Source organism: Bradyrhizobium septentrionale, from assembly GCF_011516645.4.
GTDB classification, from domain to species: Bacteria; Pseudomonadota; Alphaproteobacteria; order Rhizobiales; family Xanthobacteraceae; genus Bradyrhizobium; species Bradyrhizobium septentrionale.
The window spans coordinates 572892-588576 of sequence record NZ_CP088285.1 but is presented as its reverse complement, the minus strand read 5'-3'; the positions used below and the strand labels follow the sequence as shown (position 1 = coordinate 588576).

General features: G+C 60.4%; 20 protein-coding genes. 10 read left to right on the top strand and 10 right to left on the bottom strand.

All coding sequences use genetic code 11. The features are described 5' to 3' along the window. Nucleotides 1–47 precede the first annotated feature (47 nt). Both HAP48_RS04680 and HAP48_RS04675 read left to right on the top strand, forming a co-directional pair. Nucleotides 48–1253, top strand: a complete 1206-nt coding sequence (locus HAP48_RS04680; protein ID WP_063618994.1) for an MFS transporter — start codon at nucleotides 48–50, stop codon at nucleotides 1251–1253. A gap of 169 nt (nucleotides 1254–1422) precedes the next feature. Further along, complete coding sequence (locus HAP48_RS04675) at nucleotides 1423–1917, top strand: PaaI family thioesterase (protein WP_051346730.1); 495 nt, start codon at nucleotides 1423–1425, stop codon at nucleotides 1915–1917. 10 nt (nucleotides 1918–1927) lie between these two features. Here the strand turns inward: HAP48_RS04675 and HAP48_RS04670 are convergent, their stop codons facing one another. Beyond that, complete coding sequence (locus HAP48_RS04670; RefSeq protein WP_029084549.1) at nucleotides 1928–2563, bottom strand: TetR/AcrR family transcriptional regulator; 636 nt, start codon at nucleotides 2561–2563, stop codon at nucleotides 1928–1930. A gap of 236 nt (nucleotides 2564–2799) precedes the next feature. Between HAP48_RS04670 and HAP48_RS04665 the strand changes: the two genes are divergently transcribed. The 4 genes from HAP48_RS04665 to HAP48_RS49890 all read left to right on the top strand — a co-directional run bounded on the left by HAP48_RS04665 (nucleotide 2800) and on the right by HAP48_RS49890 (nucleotide 6048). Next, nucleotides 2800–3798, top strand: a complete 999-nt coding sequence (locus tag HAP48_RS04665) for a fumarylacetoacetate hydrolase family protein (RefSeq protein ID WP_029084550.1) — start codon at nucleotides 2800–2802, stop codon at nucleotides 3796–3798. A 62-nt stretch (nucleotides 3799–3860) separates the two neighbouring features. After that, nucleotides 3861–4394, top strand: a complete 534-nt coding sequence (locus HAP48_RS04660; protein WP_035978101.1) for a cupin domain-containing protein — start codon at nucleotides 3861–3863, stop codon at nucleotides 4392–4394. Nucleotides 4395–4415: 21 nt separating this feature from the next. Further along, nucleotides 4416–5360, top strand: coding sequence for a beta-keto acid cleavage family enzyme (locus tag HAP48_RS04655; RefSeq protein WP_051346732.1), 945 nt, complete (start codon nucleotides 4416–4418; stop codon nucleotides 5358–5360). Beyond that, a complete protein-coding gene (locus tag HAP48_RS49890; protein WP_156928985.1) occupies nucleotides 5296–6048 on the top strand; it encodes an amidohydrolase family protein in 753 nt (250 codons plus the stop codon). Before HAP48_RS04655 ends, HAP48_RS49890 begins: the two co-directional genes overlap by 65 nt. A gap of 40 nt (nucleotides 6049–6088) precedes the next feature. On the opposite strand, the gene HAP48_RS04645 is transcribed toward HAP48_RS49890, so the two are convergent. Next, nucleotides 6089–6307: a hypothetical protein gene (locus tag HAP48_RS04645; RefSeq protein ID WP_156928986.1), complete on the bottom strand. Its 219-nt coding sequence runs from the start codon at nucleotides 6305–6307 to the stop codon at nucleotides 6089–6091. A gap of 191 nt (nucleotides 6308–6498) precedes the next feature. Here HAP48_RS04645 and HAP48_RS04640 point away from each other — a divergent pair, with 191 nt between their 5' ends. Next, entirely contained in the window at nucleotides 6499–7833 is a 1335-nt protein-coding gene (locus HAP48_RS04640) for an IS1182 family transposase (RefSeq protein ID WP_166214537.1), read from the top strand. Between the two features lie 52 nt (nucleotides 7834–7885). Here the strand turns inward: HAP48_RS04640 and HAP48_RS04635 are convergent, their stop codons facing one another. The 4 genes from HAP48_RS04635 to HAP48_RS49885 all read right to left on the bottom strand — a co-directional run bounded on the left by HAP48_RS04635 (nucleotide 7886) and on the right by HAP48_RS49885 (nucleotide 10586). Further along, nucleotides 7886–8203, bottom strand: coding sequence for an STAS-like domain-containing protein (locus HAP48_RS04635; RefSeq protein ID WP_051346860.1), 318 nt, complete (start codon nucleotides 8201–8203; stop codon nucleotides 7886–7888). 30 nt (nucleotides 8204–8233) lie between these two features. Further along, on the bottom strand, nucleotides 8234–9079 hold the full coding sequence (locus tag HAP48_RS04630; protein ID WP_029085243.1) for an ATP-binding protein: 846 nt from the start codon (nucleotides 9077–9079) through the stop codon (nucleotides 8234–8236). 758 nt (nucleotides 9080–9837) lie between these two features. Beyond that, entirely contained in the window at nucleotides 9838–10029 is a 192-nt protein-coding gene (locus HAP48_RS04625) for a hypothetical protein (protein WP_166214538.1), read from the bottom strand. Between the two features lie 434 nt (nucleotides 10030–10463). Continuing rightward, nucleotides 10464–10586 carry a hypothetical protein gene (locus HAP48_RS49885; protein WP_275949025.1) on the bottom strand — a complete coding sequence of 41 codons (123 nt, stop codon included), beginning with the start codon at nucleotides 10584–10586 and terminating at the stop codon, nucleotides 10464–10466. 288 nt (nucleotides 10587–10874) lie between these two features. Between HAP48_RS49885 and HAP48_RS04620 the strand changes: the two genes are divergently transcribed. The 3 genes from HAP48_RS04620 (at nucleotide 10875) to HAP48_RS04610 (ending at nucleotide 11954) form a co-directional block, all read left to right on the top strand. Continuing rightward, nucleotides 10875–11171, top strand: coding sequence for a hypothetical protein (locus HAP48_RS04620; protein ID WP_029085152.1), 297 nt, complete (start codon nucleotides 10875–10877; stop codon nucleotides 11169–11171). Between the two features lie 165 nt (nucleotides 11172–11336). Then, entirely contained in the window at nucleotides 11337–11516 is a 180-nt protein-coding gene (locus HAP48_RS04615) for a hypothetical protein (protein WP_029085151.1), read from the top strand. Nucleotides 11517–11780: 264 nt separating this feature from the next. Beyond that, the gene (locus tag HAP48_RS04610; protein WP_156929114.1) at nucleotides 11781–11954 is read left to right on the top strand and encodes a hypothetical protein; all 174 of its coding nucleotides are present in this window, start codon (nucleotides 11781–11783) and stop codon (nucleotides 11952–11954) included. Between the two features lie 1067 nt (nucleotides 11955–13021). Here the strand turns inward: HAP48_RS04610 and HAP48_RS04605 are convergent. From HAP48_RS04605 to HAP48_RS04590, 4 genes are all read right to left on the bottom strand, one after another. Then, nucleotides 13022–13279 carry a hypothetical protein gene (locus HAP48_RS04605; protein WP_166214539.1) on the bottom strand — a complete coding sequence of 86 codons (258 nt, stop codon included), beginning with the start codon at nucleotides 13277–13279 and terminating at the stop codon, nucleotides 13022–13024. Nucleotides 13280–13554: 275 nt separating this feature from the next. After that, nucleotides 13555–13818, bottom strand: a complete 264-nt coding sequence (locus HAP48_RS04600; RefSeq protein ID WP_029085148.1) for a hypothetical protein — start codon at nucleotides 13816–13818, stop codon at nucleotides 13555–13557. An 89-nt stretch (nucleotides 13819–13907) separates the two neighbouring features. Beyond that, the gene (locus HAP48_RS04595; RefSeq protein WP_029085147.1) at nucleotides 13908–14633 is read right to left on the bottom strand and encodes a hypothetical protein; all 726 of its coding nucleotides are present in this window, start codon (nucleotides 14631–14633) and stop codon (nucleotides 13908–13910) included. A gap of 467 nt (nucleotides 14634–15100) precedes the next feature. Beyond that, nucleotides 15101–15682, bottom strand: coding sequence for a tyrosine-type recombinase/integrase (locus HAP48_RS04590; RefSeq protein WP_234583696.1), 582 nt, complete (start codon nucleotides 15680–15682; stop codon nucleotides 15101–15103). Between the last annotated feature and the right edge of the window lie 3 nt (nucleotides 15683–15685).

The following is a 15685-nucleotide window of genomic DNA, read 5'->3' as shown; positions in this document are numbered from 1 at the left end:
AACGCAAGCTGATCACTTACTATCAAAGATAACCAGGGGAGGAATGCATGACGAGACAAGCGGGGTCGTTGCAGGGGGGGATTTTGACCACAGCTCCATGGATGACCGTATTCGGAGTGGTTCTGTTATCGCCGGTTCTGCCGTTCATGATGAAGGATTTCGCGCATCACCCGAATGCGCAAGTGTTGGTTACGACGGTGCTTGCCGGGCCCGCCGTGATAATTGCGCTGCTTTCCCCCTTTGTCGGAGTTTTGGTGAGACGTTTCGGGCGCAAGAACTGCCTGATGGCATCCATTGTCGTTTACGCAATCGCGGGATGCGCGCCGTTTTGGCTTACCGATATCTATCACATCATCGCCAGCCGAATGATCGTCGGTGCTACGGAGGCGATATTGACCGCGGTCGCTACCGTCCTGACGGTGGATTACTTCTCCGGGCGGGCGCGTGAGCGATGGCTGGCGTTTCAGTTCGGTTCCGCATCTGTGATCGCGGTGTTCGCGTTCGGCCTGGGCGGCGCCTTGGGCGGGCTGGCGTGGGGTTGGCACACACCGTTTCTCGTCTACGGCTTCATGATCGTGATGTTGCCGCTGTTCTTCTTCTTCCTGTGGGAGCCGGCCAACCCAGTTGACAAGTTTACCGAAAATGCCGGGCAATCGGGGCCGTTCCCCTGGAAGCAGATCGCGCCGCTGTGGCTGATGACAATGCTCGCGTCCATCGCCTTCTATGTGGTGCCGGTTCAGCTCAGCTTCGTTCTCAATTCTCGTGGACTTACGACTCCCGAAAGCATCGGAATCGCGAGCGCAATCGCCAACCTCGGCGTGCCACTCGGGTCGTTCCTTTTCCAGGCTTTCGCGCGTCAACCCGTGATGCGTTTGCTGACCTGCGGCCTGGCGTTGTTCGCAGGTGGCTTCGCGATGGTTGCGGCGGCTACGACTCCGGAGATTACGGTTGTTGGGGCGTTCATCGCGTGCGTCGGTGGAGGCCTGGTTATCCCGCTCCATTTGACGTGGATCATGTCCGCGCTTCCTTTCGAACAACGGGGGCTAGGGTCTGGTGGGTTCGCAGGCGCGTTTTACATTGGCCAGTTCTTCAGCCCAATTATTGCTGGCGTCCTCGCTGCAGGAACAAGCGGGCTTGGGGCTGCCATCGGCGTGCTGGGCTGGGCGGCCGGCGTGGCGGCGCTTATCGCTCTCGTCTACGGCCTGACGACGCTGGGCGGAAGCATCAAGCTCGAATTGGCTGAAGCAAAGTAGGGCGCCCGGAAGGGTAAAGCCAATGCGGCGCCAAAACGACTTGGCGCCTAGCGACGCTGCCGGACCGGACAGAATCCCGGTCCCGCATACGAGGGCACCATCTCCCGACTCCAGCATTCGAGCGGCGGCTCGCCGCCGGAGTAGCAAGATAACCGCCTGGATATGGACAATGAACCTCGACCAACTGCTTCTGCGTCAGTATCAGTCTGGAGAGAAACTCCCGGTTTCGATCAAAACGAGTCCTCTTGCCGAAGCGCTGGGGACCAGGATCGAAAAAATCGACGCAATTGCACCGCGCATCGAGCTGTCATTTGCGGTTGGTGAGCACTTTGTGCAGGCCGAGGACGTCGTCCACGGAGGCGCGGTCGCAACGATGCTCGATTCCGCCATGGCTTATGCGGCGTTACTGGGGATTCCCGACGGGCTTTCCGTCGCGACGATAAACATGAACATCTCCTGCATCAGGTCCGCAAGGCCCGGTCACTACAGAGCGGTTGCCGAGATCGAGCGCTGCGGAAAGAGTGTTGTGTTCGCGCGCGCGCAGCTTCTGGATCGCGAGGACAAGCTCGTGGCCACTGGGGTTTCCTCGCTTGCGATCGTCGCGCCTCGCCGTAACCGGGCTCACGATTCTTCCGACGGCGCGGAAGGTCGCGCGGCGGTGTAAGGCATGCGATCTATCTTTTGGGCTTCGGCCGGGAGATCTTCGCTCTTGCATCGGTCGAAAGCAGGTCAACGCCCCCGCAAAGAAGCCGGATGAACTCCGCATCGAGGGGCTCGCCGAAAATGAGGCGACGATAAATCGGCGCGTATAACATTTCGACGGCCCATGCAGGGTCGGCGTCGGACCTGAACAATCCTTCCTTTTGTCCTCGCTCGAAAGTCTCCTGAACAAGGCGTCGCCGGTTTTTTGCGAACCGTTCGTTGAACTCGGCGAGCAGCTCGTTTTTGTCATGACCTTCACAGAGGATCTGCACAACGAGTTTTCCAGCCCGGCCGCCGAAATATTGGGCGAGGGAGGTGAGGTGCCGCTTGAGTGCCGTGCGCGGATCAACGGCAGTCGGCATCGGAGTATTGCTGAAGTGGGACTCCATGAACGCATCGATAACCAGCGCGCCTTTGCTATTCCACCAACGATAGATCGTTGCCTTTGAGACCCCTGCCTCGCGAGCAACAGCCTCGATCGCGAGATCGGCGACGGAGACGGTTTGGAGCAGGTCCATCGTTGCCGACAAAATCGACCGCCTGGACTCAAGATCGCGAGGTCTTCCGATCGACCTCGTATCCGATGTGTCGGTATCTTCAGGGCTCATTTGTCTGCCGGTGGCAGCTCCCTTGGATGCGCGCCTTGCTTGGGTGGTTGATGCCATAGCCAGTGTTAGCGTTTCAAAATCAGGGACTCGGAGACCGTTCCGTTCCAGTAGCACGGCACCGCGCATTTCGACAAACGTGTTCGCGTGATTCGGCAGTGTCCTGATCAGAAGGAAGCTTGACAGTCACGTCTATAAACGATACGAAACGGATCGTATACTAAATGAGGGAGGCGAACGTGAAGCTCGGACGAATTTCGGTCGGAACTCCGTTCGGACCGGTAACCCGGCTCGTGGCGGCAGAGCCCGCGAAGAGCAGGGTCGTCGATCTCGCAACGGCGGAAATCCTGCGGCGTCAGGCGAAGGGCGCCACGCAAGAAGCAGCGCAGCGGCTGGCGTCAGCGATTTTCCCTGCGAGCATGGCCGCGGCAATCGGCCTCGGCGATGCCTTCCTCGAGACCGCGCATGAGGCCGCGGAGGCCCGCGGCGATGATGCCGCCACCGCCATTTCAGCCGTCAATTGGCTGAGTGCCGTCGATCCCCCTGTCATTCGTGACGGTCTCACCTTCGTGAAGCACATCAAGCAGTTCCACGAACGCGTCGGAGTGGAGCCGGCCGAATCGTTGCTTGAGATTCCCGGCTACTTCAAGGGCACGCCGTTCACCGCCGTCGGACACGATGCCGAAGTTCCGAAGCCGTTCTACACGGATCACTTCGATTACGAATTGGAGCTGGGCTATATCGTCGGCCGTGTCTGCCACAATCGGACGCCCGAAGAAGCGCGACAAGCACTGTTTGGCGTCACGATCTTCAACGATTTTAGCGCGCGCGACATCCAGAAAATCGAACTCAAGATTGGTATGGGTCCGGGGAAGGGCAAGGATTGCGCTTTCGGAATCGGCCCGTGGATCGTGACGATGGACGAGATCGGTCGTCTCGACGATCTCGAGATGGCGGTTCGGATCAACGGCAAGGAATGCTCGCGTGGCAACAGCGCGGAGACCGTTTGGAGCCCCGGCGAGTTGCTGGCCTATATCTCGATTTCGGAGTTCGTGCAGCCGGGCGATTTGATTGGCTCCGGCACAGTCGGCAACGGTTCCGGTCTGGAGATCGGCCGGAAGCTTGAGGTTGGCGACGTCCTGGAGCTTGAAGTCTCCCGGATAGGGACGCTCCGCAACAAGATCGGTCCGCCCGAAGAAAAGCGCTGGTGGCCCGAGAAGCGCAAGAAGTTCTGGTAGCTCATCGCTCAGGCCTGAGGCGCACCTCTTTGCTTGCCCTTTTTCCCTTTTGAGATTCGATCATGGCCAAACCTGTGCGTCGCATAGTAACCGGGCATCGCGCTGACGGTCGGTCTGTCATTCTCTCGGATGACCCGGCGCCGAATGTTCACGTCGTGCCGGGTACGCCCGGCCTGGCAGGAACCGTCCTCTGGGTTGCAGACAAGACGCCTGCGGATATCGTGCATCAGCAAGAGACGGCTGCTGCGGATCGCAAGCTGTCCATTGAGCCGCCGCAAGGCGGCAACGTCCTGCGCATCGCCGAATTTCCCCCCGACCACCTCTATTCGCAGGAAGAGCTCGACAAGTTCAGGAAGGGTATCGGCAGCCCCGAAGCGTTCGACACCAAAGCCCGGCATTTCTTCTTCCATAAGACGCACACGCTGGACTACGCGATTGTGCTGGAGGGAGAAATTTGGGCGCTGCTCGATGAGGGCGAGACGCTGATGCGGCCCGGCGATGTCCTGATTCAGCGGGGCACCAATCATGCATGGTCGAACCGCTCCGACCGAATCTGCAGGGTTGCATTCGTCCTAATCGACGCTGACCACAAATAGTATCACGCGGGGTCGACAGCGATGTCCAATCCGACCATCATCACCTGCGCATTGACCGGTGCGGGAGATACGACGGGCAAGAGTCCGGCTGTCCCCGTCACGCCAAGGCAGATCGCCGATCAGGCGATCGAGGCCGCCAAGGCTGGTGCCGCCGTAGTGCATATTCACGTCAGAGAACCGTCGACGGGCGCGCCATCCGTCGAATTCGGATTGTATGCCGAGGTCGTGGAACGTATCCGGGCATCATCGACCGACGTGGTCGTCAACCTGACGAGTGGACCCGGGTCTTTATATGCCGCGGACGGCCTGCTGCTTCAGCCGGCGCCAGGGGTAAATCCCCCCATGACGCCGCAGCAGCGGCTCGATCACATACTCAGGCTCAAGCCGGAAATCTGCAGTCTCGACGTTGCGACGCTCAATTTCGGCAGGATCGCAATGGTGAATCTCGTGAACGATCTCGAGTTCATGGGGCGGACCATCTCCGATGCCGGCATCAAGCCGGAAATCGAAGTGTTCGATCTCGGGCACATCCGGCTGGCCAAGCACTTGCTGGAACTGGGCGTGCTGAGGGCTCCGGCATTCTTCCAGTTCTGCCTCGGCGTTTCCTGGGGCGCTCCAGCCGAGTTGAATGTCCTTCAGTTGATGCGGGACATGCTTCCGCCCGGCGCGCTCTGGAGCGCGTTCGGCGTTGCGCACGACCAATTCAAGATCGCGGCGGCCGCGTGCGAGCTTGGAGGGCATGTGCGGGTTGGCCTGGAGGACAATCTCTACATCGCCAAAGGAAAGCTTGCCTCCAGCAATGCCGAGCTCGTCGAGGAGGCGGCCCGGATCGTGACCCGCCAGGGATCGAGGCCGGCTTCACCCGATGAGGCAAGGAAGCTCCTGCTCGGCAGCAACAATTATGACCGTTCTGGCGCCGGTCCAGATCGCAGCCCAACAATACCAATTAGCCAAGCCAATCTCTGAGCGCGCGAAAAACGCTGGCAAATATCAGCGAGCGCATCTCGGTCTTCAGAAAAGAAAAGTGGAGGAAAACATGTCGGGAAAGCTTCGGAAGATCGCTGTCGAGGAGGCGTTTTCAATTCCCGAGATTGCCGATCTCTTGATCGATATCGGCAAAAGCCCGACGCTGAGTTTGGACAAGACTTTCTTCGACCCGGTCTTCCGGCAGGGACTACGGCTTCATAAAAGGCCGGTTCGCGAGGATCTGCTCGATGTCGAAACCCATCGGCTGGCCGAAATGGACCGGCTGGGTGTCGACATGCAAATTCTGTCGCTTTCGAGTCCCGGCGTGCAGATGTTCGACGCCGACACGGCATGTGAGCTCTCCGCACTCGCGAACGACCGCTTGGCCGACATCGTGCGCCGCCGTCCGGATCGTTTCGGGGGGCTCGCGTGCTGTGCGTGCCATCCGAACAAGGAACTGGCCTGCGGGCCACGCCCGGAGCTGCGACACGTCCGCCATTTGCTCATCCGGGAGCGGCTCGCCGAACAATCCTTCCCGTTCGAGGAACGGCAGCCACGTCTCCAGCACGTTTTTGTAGAATACTGCTGGAGCGGGATGGCTCCCGGAATTTCATTCCGGAAGCTCTTCACGCCCTGCGCAGGAGGCATCTCGGCAATTTCTTTCGCGCGCCGTGTCAGCGCAACGTAGTGATCCTGCAACTGGGTCACGACCGCGCGAATCACCGCATCTACCTTTCGGCCGAATTCCGCACGAAACGTTTCATCAGCGTCCAGGCGCTCATGGAATGAGCGTTCAGGGACGGCTGCGCCGGACCTTGGAAGGCGAGCATGCGGGCGTTCCATGCCTCACAGGCCAGCCGGTCGGCGACCCAGCGAGCCTCGGCGGCTTGCTCGGCGGCGGCGCGGACCTGCGCGCCGTAGATTGGTTCGCGGGATTTGCTGCCCATGCCGACCATCAAAGCGCGGCGGCGGCCGTGCGGTAAACTATCAATCCGTTGGGGCCCGGCAGTCCGGCGAGATACCGGGGGGGCGGGTCTGGATGACAGGTGTTGCCGCGACTGCGCGCGGCGCATCGCTCTAGGAGCTTGTCTGGATAGTCGCTGTTCAAATCTGGTCGGGTCTGATTCAACATTGGGCGATGAGCAAGTATTTTCGGCCTTGGAACATCGATCAGACGCTGCTTCTGCCGCCGAATGTGCAGGACTTCGTGCCGAAAGGCCATGTCTCGCGGTTTATGGTTGATCTGGTGCGGGAGAGCCTCGATCTCAGGGAGATCATGGGCAGCTATGTGAGCGGGCTTGGGCAGCCGCCGTTTGATCCGCGGATGATGGTGGCGCTGCTGCTGCATAGCTATGCGAGTGGGCTGTATTCGTCGCGTCGGATTGCCAAGGCCTGCCGGGAGCGGAACGATTTTGTGATGATCGTGGCGCTGGATGCGCCGGATTTTCGGACGATCAGCGACTTTCGCAAGCGACATTTGAAGGCGCTCGGCGCGCTATTCGTGCAGGTTCTGAAGTTGTGCGAGACGGCCGGGCTGGTCAAGCTCGGTCATGTCGCGCTGGATGGTACGAAGATCAAGGCGAACGCGTCGAAACACAAGGCGATGAGTTATGAGCGCATGAAGAAGCGCGAGGCGGAATTGAAGGCCGAGGTCGCTCGCATGCTGGCGGCCGCCGAGGCGGCGGATGCCTCGGAGGATGAGACTTTCGGCAACAGCGACGAACTGCCGGACTGGACCGTCGACAAGCAGAAACGGCTGGCGAAGATCCAGCAAGCGATGGCGGCGCTGGAAGCGGACGCCAAACTGGCGGCGGAGGAAGAGCGCCGCATCGAGGCCGAAAAGGAACAGCAGCGCCAGGCCGAAGGCCGCAAGAAGCCGGGCAAACCGGCGGCGCTGCCATCGGAGGAACCCAATCCCAAGGCGCAACGCAACTTCACCGATCCGGAAAGCCGCATCATGAAGTCGAAGGATGGCTTCGTTCAGGCCTATAATGCCCAGGCGGCCGTCGATGCACATGCCCAGATCATTGTCGCGCAAGAACTGACCCAGCACGGCAGCGATCAGGGCCAGTTGGTGCCCCTGATCGAGGCCATCGAGAGCAATCTTGGCCGCAAGCCGCGGCAGGCCTCAGCGGATTCCGGCTACTGCAGCGAAGCCAATCTCGAAGCGCTCGACACACGCAGCATCGATGGCTATGTCGCGCCCGGACGCGCCAAGCACCCGACAGTAGCGAACGGAAAAGTCGGCGGCCCGCTGACACAGGCCATGCGAAAGAAGATCGACGATGGCGGCTTCGAAACACCCTACCGATTGCGAAAGCAAGTGGTGGACCCGGTGTTCGGGCAGATCAAACAGGCAAGAGGCTTCCGCCAGTTCCTGTTGCGGGGCATCGAGAAAGTGCGCGCCGAGTGGACAATGATCTGCACCGTCCATAACCTCCTCAAGCTGTTCAACCTCGCAAACGCAGCCTGAGCCTGCTACTCTACAACAAATGCCCGTCACGAAAACATATCTGGACGGGCTCCTAGGCGACCGCCTTGCCCGAGTTGCCCTCGCGCTCTAGCCGGGATTTGATCATCTCGTTGATCTGGCGCGTCGAGTTCACCACCCTCAGGCGGTGCTTCAATTCCGCCAAGGGCCATCTTGTGAGCAGTTGCACGAAAGCAAGGTTGGCAAACGACGACGTTGCGGTGGTGATGCTCTGAAAATCCAGCTCGACAATAACATCGCGCCGCGCCAGCGCGTTGCACAGCGCGTCGTAAAGGCGGCTACCTTGCTCGGCAGTATCTGCGCGGCCCGAAGTGCGAGCTACTACTATACGCTCTCGCATTTCCATCACCATTCGAGGTCTTCCCGGTCATCGGGAAGGGCTTCAATCGTATCCGTTCTGAGCACAATGTCGATAGTTGTTCCCGGGCAAAATCCGACGTTCCGGAACGATGAACGGGCCGCCTTGCGGCGGGAACCGGACTATCGCGTTGAGCGAGTAAATCGAGACCGTTCCGCCGTTTACCTTGACGGCATTGAGGAGGTAAGCGAGGCCGATCCCTCGATTTCCCGGGGTCGTCTTGGTCGTGAATCCGGCCTCGGTAGCCTTGATGATGGCTTGCGCGTCCGACAACTGCGGCAGCAGGGTCCGGACCCGCCCGGGGATTCCGAGCCCCATGTCCGACAGGGATATGTAAACCAAGGACTCCCGAGGGAAGTGCTGCGCGCAGATGGTGCCTATGTCGAGCTGGGTGTGGTCCTGAATGTTGTTGAACAGCTCGGCCACGCAATTTTTGAACATGTAGAGCGACGCGGGAGAGATCGACAGGCGCGCAGCGAGCCAAGGAACTAGGTTGTGTTCCAGCCAGCCATGGCAATCCTGATGAGCTATCCTCATCAGTGGTCGCGTTGTCGACCGTGGTGATGCATCCGGGCGGAGCTTTGCGCCGCAATGCTGCTCGAAGAACAGGGAGTCGTCCAGAAACCTGACGGCGTCACCATTGCCGCTGAGGTTGGTGAGCGTGATTTTGGTTTGATGCGCGCTCATCCATGCGAATAAGTTGCTGAGAAACACGATGCCAGCCGGTCGGACAAAGCCGAGATTGCCGAAATCGATGATAACCTCCGGCGGCCAGCCGTTGACGGCGTGCGCCGCGAGATCGGCCGCAACCTTCGACAGGGACAGTCCATTGAACTGGTACGGCAGCTTTACAATCGGCGCAGCCAACATGACCTCGAATCGAACTTTTAAAAACGCGGTAGTGTAGTCGTGACGTGGCAACCTGCGCCAGCATTCCTTGAGGGGAGAGGGGATTTGCGCGCACTGCGCAAGTGAAAACGCCGGTATCCGCTACCTGACCTCCTCCGGCGCGGAGGCGATCAGTATCACAGCAGGACGGCCTATACGAACTGCACGTGGGCTTTGATCCCGGAGCCGCCTCGGTGCACTGGCTCCCGGAAGAGCGTGCGATTGCCGTGTCCCGGGCGGCTAGGCGGCATGCTGGCGACAGACCTGATTTAGCCGCCGGTGGCGGCGCTCCGGCAAGCCGCCGCCGGGTGCGAGATCGGCCCGTCGCTGTTCGCGCGCGGAAATTTTCGGCGCTTAAGCGGCTAATCGTAATTTGGCCTATGCGGCGAGCGTGAGCTCGGCATGGCGCAGCCGACGCGCGTCGTCGTCCGGGCTGACAGGGGCTGGTTATGGCCTTACGCGAGGGGGCCACCGAGGGCCGCCCGAACCAATTGAGCGAACGTCGCCCCGTCCCGGCTCGCTCTAACCAATGTGCGGCCGGGGCATAGCCGCATCGTTCGCACCCCGAAACCTTTCCGGGGCGGGGGACGGGGAAGGGCATGGTCTCCGGTCCCGTTTTTTAAGACAGCTCTGTTGGGCGGGATCGGGGATCATCTCCCCCAAACTACCACCCGTTCAAGCCGGGGGAGCCTCCGGAAGAGCCTTTTGCGTAATGCTCTCAATGGTTTGGCAGTCGATGGTCAGCCGTACCGAGCCTTGAGGAGATAGGCGCGCAAGTCAACATCGTATCGATACGCGGCAGGGTCAGGCTCGCGATCCCCGGACAGCGCCAGCTCGTCTGCTGTGATGATGGTCTTGCGGCCGAGGTGCGCGATCTCGATGCGCTTGTAGGGTGAGGTGTGCCCGACAGGCACTGCTTCGCGATGGATCATGGCATGTCCCCGTACTGATCTCTGATTGGATAGGACCGGGGGGTTCGGTTTTCCTTTCTCCCGGTCCGCTGGCTCCCGGCCCCGTGGCCTCATCCAGCGCGGGGCCGGGGATGCTCTCAGTGGCGCAACTGAGGCGGCCTCATTGCTTTGTTATCTGGGTATGCGCCGGTTGATCGCATGCCCCACAGAAGAAGGTGTTACCGAATTCCAAGCGACTCACTTTAAAGCCCGCAGGAATGGCCTCCACCCTAAAATCAAAGGCTCCCTTTTGGGCCTTCGAAAGACGGGCAGCCCCTGACATTCCACAGTTCGGGCATGAAACTAACTCGGTCCACTGATCGCTGCGTTGCATGGTGTAGACTCTTTCACTGGCGGACAAAGCGCGCGGCGCGACGGTTGTCTGATTGTAAAAGAGGTCGCCAACTGAGGCGGCCTCAGTGCACGATGAAGGCACCCGTAAGCATCACCGCGATAAGCAGAGTGCCGCCGAAAAAAGCGATGCCAAGACTGACGCGTGCTGGGATTGAATATGAATCTAAATGGGGTTGTTCGATCATGCCACGCTCCCTTGTCGCTGGGCGGGGAGCGCGAACGCTCTCAATCACCGGTTGACGCCGTTACAGGGCGGTGATGGCCGAAGGTTGGAACAGCCGACGTTCCAAGGCTGGTCAATATTGCTCACGTGCCAAAAGAAATTGACGTGTCGTTAGCGAATTGGGGCGTTCCCGGATTCAAATTGGGAAAAATTGAACCAAGCCTGATACCGTGGAAAAAGGCCGCCAACTGGGGCGGCCTTCGACTTCTGTCAGATTGTGCATATTGCCCGGAGGGACCAAGACGTTCGTATGCGTGGGGCGATCATCATAACAGCAGTCGTATTGGCGTTCGCGTTGGCTTTGTCGCGTGGGCGCCAGCCCGATACGGATATCCTGCCTACGCAGCCGCTGCCTGCGGGCGGCCGGAAAACTTCAAATGCAGCCGAAGATCAAAGGATGTACCTGCCCGGCCTGCAATGGAACGGGCTTCCCGAAATTGTGGCGGGCTTCTGGGCTGGAATGTTGACTACCAACGGCGCATCTTTCGATCATGTCAAAGCCGAACGTTACAGAAGCAGATTTGAAGCGCGCCCGGAAGATTCATAACGCCTTGTGGCCCTTCCAAGGGATGGGCGGGGCGAGCCCGAACTGCATCATAAGTGCAATCGCCCGAGGCATCTCCGAGGGGCGTGAGCAAGGACTGGAACTAGCGAAGAAGGCTGCGGAATGACCGCCCCACTACCCAACTGAGGCGGCCTTACAGGAGATAAAATGACAGACGTCCCCTTCAAAGTAGGCGACCGAGTAAAGAAGCGCTCAGGTTACGAGTATCCGGGTTTCATCGTGTCGGTTTTTGCAAACCGAGCGGGGGCCGTTGTCGTGGAGGCGGACCACTGTGCCTTCTCCGGCATGTTGCACATCTTCAATGGCGACCAGCTTGAACATCGCTAGGGCAAACTAGGCCACTGCCGTGGTCGTGGCTGTCGAGATGATGACCGCTGGGCGGACCGTCGCGGCCATCCGCGACCGGACCTCCGCGGGGACCGCGCGACCGCGCCCCTTCAGCATATTTGCGTTTTTCGTTTTTTGTGTTTCGTTTGCCCGATCCGCTTTTCAAAAGGGAACGCGCATGCGGCGCATCGATCTGGTCACGGCCACAATGCAGGGCTGGGCGCGGCTCGACCCGGCGCAGCGCGACCAGTTTTTTGAGGCGTCGTGAGGCTCGACCGGCTTGAGCTGCGAGCTTGGCTTCGGCGGCGGCTCCAATATCCGCCGCTCGCGGCTGTCGATCCCGCCGCCTTCACAATCTCGGATGCCGATATTGCCTTGCTGATGAAAAACTTGCCTTTGAGGGCGGACGATGCCGATGGCGACAAGATCATCCCATAGGCACGGAACGCTTCCGCCCGAATTCGCCGCATGGATCGCGATCCGATCGCGCGACCCGGCCAAACGAGGTGTGCTCGTTTGTGCACTTCTACCTCGACGTCGGCCCGCGCCCGTCGTGGCGGCACCTGCTCATCCGCGACGACACAACCGGCGACTTTGGGCCGGGCAATGCCCGATGGCAGATTGCGCGGGGATATCGGCGGGCGCGCGCTCGACGATGATGGCGGGCATCGGAAACGCGTTGCTTGGTGACGCCGGGAAACTGGGTACTGGCCGAAATAGGCCACTCGCAGGAAACAAAACAGGTCGCCTTTCGCGAGGTCCGAACATCGGGCACTCCAATCCAAACCATTTTCTTTTGAACGTCATGATCCTCCACTACCACCCCGGCAAAGGACCCCCTTCGCCGGGGGCCGCAACCATCACTACTCTGCCTTCGGTGCTTCAACCGCAGCCGGTGCATCCGCCGGAGCCTCCACAGCCGGAGCCTCCGTAGGAACTGCCTCCACGGCCGGAGCTGCCTCTGGTACCTTCACTTCCTCTACCGTTGGTTCATCTGGTGTCATTGCGATCACTCCTCGGGAGGTTGGGAAAAACCGGCGTGGACACCTCCCATAAGCCCCGCCGATATTTCTGGCCATCAACACAAATATCGTGGGCCGGGGCCCGGCCCGTCACACCCGATTAATATCCCCGGTGGCTCTCCCCCGACCCCTCTGCGCCCCCCGGCTCTGGCACCGGGCAGCTCTCTGCTCAGGGTAGCGGATACATTTACGTATTTCTCACAGGAGCCGGTCAGCGCCGCCGCGATGGTGCGCAATCCCCGCCCGGCCGCCGCGCATCACCTCGACTGTCACGTCATCACCGCGACACCGTGCGAGCCATCAACGATGGGGTGTCCGCTTTTGGGGCCAAAGCCGGCGGGAATATCAGCACCGCCGCGGCAACCAGAGCGACCATACTGTGCCGCAAAACAACGCGAGCTAATGGTCAAAATTGCTCATTCATGAAAATTAAACGAAACGGGATTTTGCCATCAGAGTAGGACGGCAAACGTCATCGCGCCATCACCACGTCGAGCGCGCCACCATCACGACGGCGGCAGGCAGCGGCAGGGCGGGCGCAACGGCCTCGGCGGGCTGCTCGACGGACGCTGGTCTGATGGTCGCCAGCACCTCGTCGGTGATGGGGTTGTGGATCGTCACCGGCTTGCCGGTCGCGTTGGCTTCCTGTTCTGCCACCGCACGGGCCTGCGTGCCGGGCACGAGCGCGTCACCTTCATCGCTGGTGATGCAGACGACATCGGTGCTGCTTTCGAAATTCATTTTGAGTTCGCTTTCCAATCGGACGGGAGCGTCCAAACGGAACGCTAGTCGCCGGTTCAACCCCGGACAACGATTGGGAAGCGCGAGCCTCAGGGCCATTACAAGGCCGTCCAGCGCGCCGCCAGCGCCGGGGCTACAGGAGAACCACCGGCCAAGCCCCGCCAGCTCACCACGGGCCGCGCTGCGAGCCTGCGGCGGCCCTTAAAATCTCGCCGGGTACTCACAGGACACGCCAAAAATCTCAAATTTACAATGTGTTGAAATCGCAGCGCTTTTCAGGCTCTCGCCCGCTCAATTTCTTGCCCTTGTAGGGCGAGGCTTTCCAAGGCTCGCGTCCAGCGGCGGCCGGAACTTGATGCGCTCGCCGAAATCGATACCCGCCGAACCAGGTTGCCGAGATCCTCGTAGCCGAAGTCCGGATCGCAGGCCGCGTCGCTGATCAGGATGAACTTGCAGCGGCGGCGGATCATCTCGTAGGCGCCGAGATTTTCGAAATGGCCGCCGTCCGACAAGTAGACATAAGGGTCGTTCGACGGCACCGGAGATCGTCACTGCACTGCCCCGATCGAAGGCTGCTTCCGCGCGGCGGCGCTCTACAACGGCGGCATGTCGCTCGGCACGCCGCGCTTCATCGGTTCGGGTGACCAGAAATGGCGGTCAGCGTCGCCACAAACGACAGCGCCCTGCGCTCTTGCAACTGCAGTTCCTGCGATGCCAGCGTGTTCAGCGCCATGTTGACGACTAGGAACTGTGGCGGCGGCGTGGGTTCGTGCTGTGGCTGCCCATTCACGGGCTCGGCTTTGCTTGGCCAGATATCGCGCAGCTTGAGATTGTCGCGCTCGTCGAAGTCCGTGAATTTGTTTGGCGTCTGGCCCGCATGCGAGGCGCCGAGGACCGTACGGATCAGGCGGTTGCGGTAGACGTTGTGCAGCGAGAAGCGGTTAATATTGATGAAGTGCGACGCCCCGAGCCCGATGATGAGAAGGATGATGAAGGCCACTAACGTCCAAGCCATCGCCGTCAGAAGAGGTAACGGCTTCGTCACGAGCACATCGGTCACGGAAAGGGCCGAGCTCACGGGCGGAATCGACGGGTGCGCGAAATACGTCCGCGTGAGCGGCTTGCCGAACATCAGGTCGTCGAACTTCCACGAAATCAGGATGGCGGCACTCGCCAGGAAAACGGGCGTAGCGCAGCCGAGGATGACGCGGTAGGTGGCGGCGGTCCACGAATTGATCTGCTCGCGCACCATCGCGGCCCTTGACGGCGCCTTGCCGAGCACCGCGATCAGGATGCCGGCGAGACCGCCTGCGGCGGCAATGAGCTGCGGGCCGAAGTCGGCAAGTGCGAACATGGGTGGCGATCCGAACAGCACCAGCCCGGTAACGATAAGGAGGAAGCGTCTGCGCGGTTCGCAGCGCGGCCGTAAACTGCGAGGACGCGGCGGCAGTCACTGCATCGAATGCTCGATCAAGTTGAGAGGTCGACGAAAGCCGAGCAGGGATAAACCTGATGGTTCAGCTGCGACAGCACAAGCAAGCCGATGCAGGCGCGATATCTACGATCCGGCGGCCGCCAATGGGCTAAAGCCCGAAAGGCGCAGATCGCTGACGACTGATCGAAGCAGAATAAGACCCCGGCGCATACGTAGAGGTATTCGAGGTGCACGGTGTCTTGCCGACCTGCTTCTTGGCAGGGAAGGGCGACTACCCGGAAGACTACGCTTTTCATCAGCATGAGCGGGTCGGATGCTGACCACAGATTGACCACCGAAAACCCCGTGAACAAACGGCGATAAAGGTGATCAATCGCGATCAAACTTCATTGTTTTTGTTGATCTTTTCGTTTGCTATTTACCTTCGGGACGCAAGGGGGCGCAGGTGGCCGAAACATCCGGTTCGAAACTACGCTGTGAGCTTCCGAAAATGCGATGACCTGCGTCGGCGGCGCGAGGCCGAGAGCCGGGAAACTTTCACGGATTGTTTGAGCGACATAACTTGGCGCGAGGTGAGCGTAGTGCTTTTCCGTCATTCGCGTATCTGCGTGGCCAAGTTGTCGCGCGACCACCGCCATGGGCACGCCGGCCATCGCGAGATAGGAGGCGTGAGTGTGCCGTAGGATGTGGAAGTTCACTGCTGGTACGATCCCAGCCAGGCCACTCGCCTCATCAAGCGGCCGCTGTTGGTGCGAGGTCCCCCACGGCTTTCCATCACTCCTCAAAAAGATCCGCTCGCCAAAGGCAATGTTCGCTGTCCAGTGCCGGAAAGCAATCTTTCCTTCCTCCGCGAGAACGACGTGCCGGTTTTTGCCCTTGCTGAGCCGGACGGATAACGTGCCGCTATCATCGTTATAGTCTTCACGCTTGAGGCGGCCGAGTTCCGCGTATCGGCATCCGGTATGCAAAGC